This window comes from Microcoleus sp. T2B6 (assembly GCF_036700475.1).
GTDB lineage: Bacteria > Cyanobacteriota > Cyanobacteriia > Cyanobacteriales > Microcoleaceae > Microcoleus.
The window spans coordinates 1-5,908 of sequence record NZ_JAUBOZ010000198.1 but is presented as its reverse complement, the minus strand read 5'-3'; the positions used below and the strand labels follow the sequence as shown (position 1 = coordinate 5,908).

Here is a 5,908-nt window from a genome sequence, read left to right as displayed (position 1 = left end):
GTTTACTGGCTTTCATCTGAGCAAGCAGTGATTGACTTGCACTTCCGTTATATCGAATCGGCAGTCAAAGCTTCTCACAAGAAAAAGGCAACTGACGATAATGAAGAGATTGATGATTTTGTCAAGTAATCAATGACGACCCCCGATAAAGGGGGGAAAATCCTGCTCCAAGCAGGATTTTATTTGCCCGCCCACCCACCGCATCAGTTCGATTTGCGACATTTATGATCGCATTCTCAGAAGGATTTAGTTAATAGCGGTTGGAGTAATAACTTAAATGTCATTCTGAACCCTTGACGGAGTTTACCATCGAGCGTAGGAAAGCTTCCGCAAGTAAGGCGAATAATCTCAAACCTTTGCAACCTAGTTATAAAGCTTAAGTTATATATAACAATACTCCGGACAGTTTTTAAGCAGCCAGAGTACCATAAGACAAGACTGAAGGAAGATTAGGATGGTTTAAAATCAAATCCGGGTCTAAATCTAACTTATCAATAAAGGTAGAAAGTAGATGCTTATTGAATTCCAGACGTTTATAAGAGGCCATAGAAAACACAAAAGATTTGGCAGATGAATGACAACTAGAAAGTTCATGTTTGGCTAAGTTTAAGGCAATTAGACTGGCATTAAAGTGAAAATCAAGCCGTGGTAAATGACGAGCTTGACAATCCGACAATCCCGTAAATTGCTTGGCATCACGAAAAATAAATTCAATCTGGAAACGAGCCTGATAATATTCAACAATTTGCTCAGGCGGTAAGTGAATATCAGTGCTAAATAATAAAGCATTTTTCATTTCTCCGTTGGCTTGAACCTCAGAGATACAAGCCAACCTAATTTGGCAATTTAAACAACAACTCCACACCACCAATGTATATAATGAAACTCCCGGTTTTATTTCTTTAACAAAATTAAGACGACTCAAATCATGGCAGTCAACTTGTGCGATCATATTTACGTGGAGCTCCCAGTTTCTTTTGTTCACCAGTATAAAGATAGCGTAGGGACGGCATCAACTCTTAACTTGCCAATAAAGTCTAAATTTAACTCCCGCACAGCATCCCAGAATTTAGAGCGGTAGTAATAGCCATCAGCGACCATTTGGACGTACAGAATTTGGGAAGAAATAACGAGTATTCTTTAGATGTTGTGCATAGTCATCAACTCTTGTGATGTCAGGCGTTGAGCTTTGAGACTCCTGTTTTTTGCGAGATTTTTTTGACCAGCTATTCTTCGGTTTTTGTGGCAGTTTTTTCCCTGGCTTTATTTGAGGACGTGATGGAGTTTGTTGCACGCTTAAGCTATAAGATAAACGAGTCTCAATTTCGACAATAGAAATCACAGAAATTTCCAATCCCTGTTCCGATTTACCAGCTACACCATTATAAAAATAAGCCTTGCCGTCAGTTTTTTTGCCACTTTTTCTTAAAAAAGAACAATCAATAACAGCAATGACTGTGTGTTCAGGATTTAAAGCAAGTTCCGTGGAAATATTGATTAAATTGTGGAAAATTAAAGCTTTTGAGAAAGTGACGACGGTAGGTTTTTTCGCTCAAACAACTATAACGACTGAGATTTGTGAAGTTGACCTTGCCATAAGCCAGCAAGATAGTTGAGAATAAAGTGATTAAAAACTTCTTTTGGGGTTGACTAATCCCTGGCATTTGTTGTAAGATGGATTCCATGATTTTCCTAAGGCAATCTGTTGAGCTTGTGTGTTTTTATAGCTTAACCGAAAAGAGTGCCTTTTTTTCTGTTGATTTTGGGTTCAGATTGCACTCACTTTTTTCACTTCTCTGCTGCAAAAGCGATCGTATCCCTCTTTAAAAACTGTCCGGAGTATTGTTAAAAAAAGGAGCAGCAATTAAAATACAGCAAGTATTTACCAAGAGTTATGAACTCCGAGATAGTCGGATACGGCTAGGCTCAGGAACTTCAAAAACTCCATTTATTACCTTACGTTTGATTGAAGTTCGTTCCGGTAAAATTTGGCATTCTTATTTGACAAGCGTACTAGATCCTCATGTATTACCTCCCTACGTAGTCGCAGATTTATATCGCAGGCGCTGGAGGATTGAAGATGCTTTTAATACCGTAAAAAGGCTTTTGGGATTAAGTTATTTGTGGACAGGTTCTCTCAACGGCATCCAGCTTCAAATTTGGGGGACTTGGATATTTTATGCACTCTTGGTTGATTTAGGTGATGCCGTTGCTGACCAACTCTCTTTACCAATAGATTCGATTTCATTAGAAATGATTTACCGGGGTCTTTACCATTTTTATGTAGCTCATCAAAAAGGTAAGGCCACTGACTTGATCGAGTATTTCGCCGCGCCCGAAAACCAAGATTTAGGTATTGTTAAATCTCAACGAAAGCCCAATGTTAAGTTAATTGTTGCACCTTTCCCCGATCGACAGCGAGGCCTGAATCAATTTTTATTTGATGCCTCTTCTGAAATCCCTTTGACAACTGCCATACAGGCTTAACTTGTTACAAATGGCTAAGCTAATCCAAAAAGAATTGGCAGATTTAGCTGGACTGAAAGAAGAACAAATTAAACGTTATGAAGATAATGACTACGAAGATGCCAGTTTTTTGGATGTAAGATTTGTAATTGATGCACTGGAAATCAAAATTCAAAAATGTGAGTTTCTAGTTCCTTTAGATACCCTAAGAAGAACGCCAGTTACCAAAGAAGAATTACTTTCCTCAACTCATCGTTTTCACAGCCAACAAGATCAACGAATGATGGAGCAAGTTCAATTAAAAAGTTAGGGTTGACAGTTGACGCTGTTAGAGTCCCAACTTTTTTCAGAAGTCGGGAATCTGCGTGTATAATTTTCAATTTGCCCTAAGTCTAATTAAGTGCCTTCATCGCTTCGACAACTTGCCGCGATATAAATGGCAAAATTTCTTCATTCTTGCTATTCTCTTTCCCCTCGGTAAATACAACCAACAAATACGGCCGCAAATTTGGTATTTCAATATAAGCAGCATCGTGACGCACTTGACTTGTCAGTCCCGCTTTTGACCACAATTTTGCTGATTCTGGCAATCCGCCGCCTAAAAAACCTGTAACTTGATTTTCGGGATCTGCTTCTAATTCTGCTGGGTCTAAACTGCGTTTCATTAAACCCATCATTTCTTGCGATGCTTGGGCAGAAACAGCTACGCCGCCGATTATACTGTGCAGCAAACGCGCCGCTGCATTTGTGGTCAGCATATTTCTATTTTCCATTAATTCTCCCACAAATGCTCGCTCGCGACCGTAGGGGCCGTCACACCAGGTTTTTTGATTGGCGTTAATATTTTGTAATTCCGGCCAATCCAATGATTGAAAGTAACGGTTGACGATGTTTCGCTGCTGTTTCCAACTTTCAAAGGGGCCTGGTGATAATTCTGGGCCGCTGGTTGTGCCGGTGAGGGCGTCTACTACTAAACTGGTGGCGTCGTTGCTGGAATCAACTATCATATCTCGGACGGCGCGTTCTAATTCTGGCGATGTTTGAATCATGCCTTTTTGCGCCCATTCCCAGATGGCAACGAGGTAGAATAATTTGACGATGCTGGCTGGATAAATTCGTTCGGAAGCTCTGGCGCTAAAACCTCGCGGTTGATATTTCCAAAATTCTTCTGGACTCAGGGCACCGCCTGTATTGACTCGCACCGGCGGATCGTAGACTATCCAGGTAATGGCTGTACGATCGCCACTTAATCCTGTAAATTCTGACAACGTGGAGTCTATAATGCTACTGCCGAGGTTTTCTAATTGTTCGTCTTTGTGAAAAAATGTCATGGTTAATGGCTGACGGTTAACGGTTAACGGCTAGCAGCTAATGGCAATCTATCGTTAAATGCGAACAATTAACAGCAAACAATTAGCAATTAGCAATGGCCAATTATCAATTATCTGATGTTCAGGAGTACCGGGCGCGATCGCACATAAATATTTACGATTCCCCAAAGTGCGATCGATTGGCAACTCAAGCAGCCCTGGGGCGGCATTTGCGCGTCGTCGAACTCCCCCTAAGACAGAGCGATGTAAACTTGGATACAACGGCTGTGATGGTGCGACTGTGCGAAGATGATTATCCGGGATGGCTGGATATTCGAGATGTTGAGTTGCTCGATCGGGCAGAAACAGTGTATCATCCTCTCGTGCTTTCTGAGGCCCAAATCAAGGAAAAATTACCAATAGTAATTACTTTCGCTCGCGAGGCTATGAACCAATCCAATTATTATCTTTGGGGCGGTACAGTCGGGCCAAATTATGATTGTTCGGGCTTGATGCAAGCTGCTTTTGTGGCTGCGGGCATCTGGTTGCCGAGGGATGCTTATCAGCAGGAAGCTTTTACTAAACCTATTAGTATCAGTGCTTTAGAACCGGGGGATTTAGTATTTTTTGGTACGCCCGAAAAAGCAACTCATGTAGGATTGTATCTCGGAGATAATCGCTACATTCACAGTTCGGGACAAGCACAAGGTCGCAACGGTATCGGTATCGATGTTTTGTCGGAGGATGGCGATCGAGTCAGTCAAGCTTATTACCAGCAATTGCGGGGATATGGTAAAGTTGTGGCAAGTTATCAACCTAATTAGTTGTTGACTGTTGACTGTTGACTGTTGACTGTTGACTAATGACTAATGACTAATGACTAATGATTACTGATGTTATCTAACAAACAAATGGACGCTGCATTATTTTTGGAAAAATTGGCTGCACAGCAGGCTGGCGCTGAGGTTGTTCTCGACGTTTCAGTGGTGGTGCCGGTGTATAATGAGGTGGAAAGTTTGCCTCATTTGATTGAGGCGATCGCCTCTTCTATCCAACCCTCTGGACTCAGCTATCAAATTATTTGTGTAGATGACGGTTCTAAGGACGGTTCGGGTGCACTTCTCCAGCAGTTAGCCAGCACTCGCGATGACCTTTGTGCTGTAATTTTGCGCCGCAATTACGGGCAAACTGCTGCCATGTCGGCAGGTTTCGATCGCGCTCGCGGCCGTGCTATTGTTACCCTAGACGGCGATTTGCAAAATGATCCGGCTGATATTCCGCTATTGTTGGCCAAGTTAGATGAAGGCTACGATTTAGTTAGCGGCTGGCGGAAAAATAGGCAGGATAATACTATTAGTCGGTTGATTCCTTCTAAAATTGCGAACTGGTTAATTGGTCGCGTTACAGGCGTAACTTTGCATGACTACGGCTGTTCTTTGAAAGCTTATAAATCCGAGTTGGCAGCAGACTTGAATCTGTACGGGGAATTGCACCGCTTTTTGCCTGCTTTGGCGTTTATTGAAGGGGCGAGAATTGCAGAACTTCCGGTGCGACATCACGCCCGCCGTTTCGGTCAAAGTAAGTACGGGATTTGGCGGACTTTTCGCGTGTTGATGGATTTGTTAACTATTTCTTTTATGAAAAAGTTTCTGACTCGACCGATGCACGTTTTTGGACTTTTGGGACTGAGTTCTATGACGTTGGGAACGGTTTTAGGGATTTATTTGACAGTCTTAAAATTGGGTTTTGGTCAAATTATTGGGAACCGCCCTTTGCTGATTTTGGCTGTGGTTTTGCTGTTAACTGGCGTGCAGTTATTTTGTTTTGGTTTGCTGGCGGAAGTGATGATGCGGACTTATCACGAGTCGCAGGGAAAACCTATTTATCGGGTGCGCGAGGTGTTTGGTTCTAAGTAAAGGATTGGTGTTAAGCTGTGGAGCATTTAAACCAGTAACGAGGCTTGTATGGTGCGTCAGGAGTGAACTCTTACGCGCTTATGCGGGAAACACTTCTGTAATGACGCACCCTACTATCGTCTTTTAAATGCCGAACAGCTTAGGAATGAGAATTAAATAACTTACAATGCGTGATGGTTCTTGTGGGATGGGCGTCCCGCCCGTCCAGAAAGGGCG

7 protein-coding genes and 1 pseudogene are annotated in these 5,908 nt (G+C 42.3%); 5 read left to right on the top strand and 3 right to left on the bottom strand.

Annotated features, from left to right (window positions below; genetic code table 11):
* Nucleotides 1–409: 409 nt before the first annotated feature.
* Together QUA00_RS36015 and QUA00_RS36010 are read right to left on the bottom strand one after the other, a co-directional pair.
* On the bottom strand, nucleotides 410–952 hold the full coding sequence (locus tag QUA00_RS36015) for a transposase (RefSeq protein ID WP_333413295.1): 543 nt from the start codon (nucleotides 950–952) through the stop codon (nucleotides 410–412).
* 138 nt (nucleotides 953–1,090) lie between these two features.
* Complete coding sequence (locus QUA00_RS36010) at nucleotides 1,091–1,354, bottom strand: hypothetical protein (RefSeq protein ID WP_333413343.1); 264 nt, start codon at nucleotides 1,352–1,354, stop codon at nucleotides 1,091–1,093.
* Between the two features lie 97 nt (nucleotides 1,355–1,451).
* Here QUA00_RS36010 and QUA00_RS36005 point away from each other — a divergent pair, with 97 nt between their 5' ends.
* From QUA00_RS36005 to QUA00_RS35995, 3 genes and pseudogenes are all read left to right on the top strand, one after another.
* The gene (locus QUA00_RS36005) at nucleotides 1,452–1,616 is read left to right on the top strand and encodes a hypothetical protein (RefSeq protein ID WP_333143911.1); all 165 of its coding nucleotides are present in this window, start codon (nucleotides 1,452–1,454) and stop codon (nucleotides 1,614–1,616) included.
* A 229-nt stretch (nucleotides 1,617–1,845) separates the two neighbouring features.
* Nucleotides 1,846–2,487: pseudogene (locus tag QUA00_RS36000) on the top strand (transposase); the annotation flags it as partial.
* Between the two features lie 10 nt (nucleotides 2,488–2,497).
* Nucleotides 2,498–2,776, top strand: coding sequence for a hypothetical protein (locus tag QUA00_RS35995; protein WP_333143909.1), 279 nt, complete (start codon nucleotides 2,498–2,500; stop codon nucleotides 2,774–2,776).
* An 82-nt stretch (nucleotides 2,777–2,858) separates the two neighbouring features.
* Here QUA00_RS35995 and QUA00_RS35990 read toward each other — a convergent pair whose 3' ends face one another.
* Nucleotides 2,859–3,797: a serine hydrolase gene (locus QUA00_RS35990; RefSeq protein ID WP_333413340.1), complete on the bottom strand. Its 939-nt coding sequence runs from the start codon at nucleotides 3,795–3,797 to the stop codon at nucleotides 2,859–2,861.
* A gap of 95 nt (nucleotides 3,798–3,892) precedes the next feature.
* On the opposite strand from QUA00_RS35990, the gene QUA00_RS35985 reads away from it, so the two are divergent.
* Nucleotides 3,893–4,600 (top strand): C40 family peptidase, encoded by a 708-nt coding sequence (locus QUA00_RS35985; protein ID WP_333413338.1) that lies wholly within the window; start codon nucleotides 3,893–3,895, stop codon nucleotides 4,598–4,600.
* Between the two features lie 87 nt (nucleotides 4,601–4,687).
* Nucleotides 4,688–5,692, top strand: a complete 1,005-nt coding sequence (locus tag QUA00_RS35980; RefSeq protein ID WP_333413336.1) for a glycosyltransferase family 2 protein — start codon at nucleotides 4,688–4,690, stop codon at nucleotides 5,690–5,692.
* Nucleotides 5,693–5,908 lie beyond the last annotated feature (216 nt).

What these genes read in the sequence shown, in the direction of transcription:
- QUA00_RS36015 (WP_333413295.1), bottom strand. Translation starts at nt 952, where the DNA reads ATGATCGCACAAGTTGACTGCCATGATTTGAGTCGTCTTAATTTTGTT.
- QUA00_RS36005 (WP_333143911.1), top strand. Translation starts at nt 1,452, where the DNA reads ATGACTGTGTGTTCAGGATTTAAAGCAAGTTCCGTGGAAATATTGATT.
- QUA00_RS35995 (WP_333143909.1), top strand. Translation starts at nt 2,498, where the DNA reads ATGGCTAAGCTAATCCAAAAAGAATTGGCAGATTTAGCTGGACTGAAA.
- QUA00_RS35990 (WP_333413340.1), bottom strand. Translation starts at nt 3,797, where the DNA reads ATGACATTTTTTCACAAAGACGAACAATTAGAAAACCTCGGCAGTAGC.
- QUA00_RS35985 (WP_333413338.1), top strand. Translation starts at nt 3,893, where the DNA reads ATGGCCAATTATCAATTATCTGATGTTCAGGAGTACCGGGCGCGATCG.
- QUA00_RS35980 (WP_333413336.1), top strand. Translation starts at nt 4,688, where the DNA reads ATGGACGCTGCATTATTTTTGGAAAAATTGGCTGCACAGCAGGCTGGC.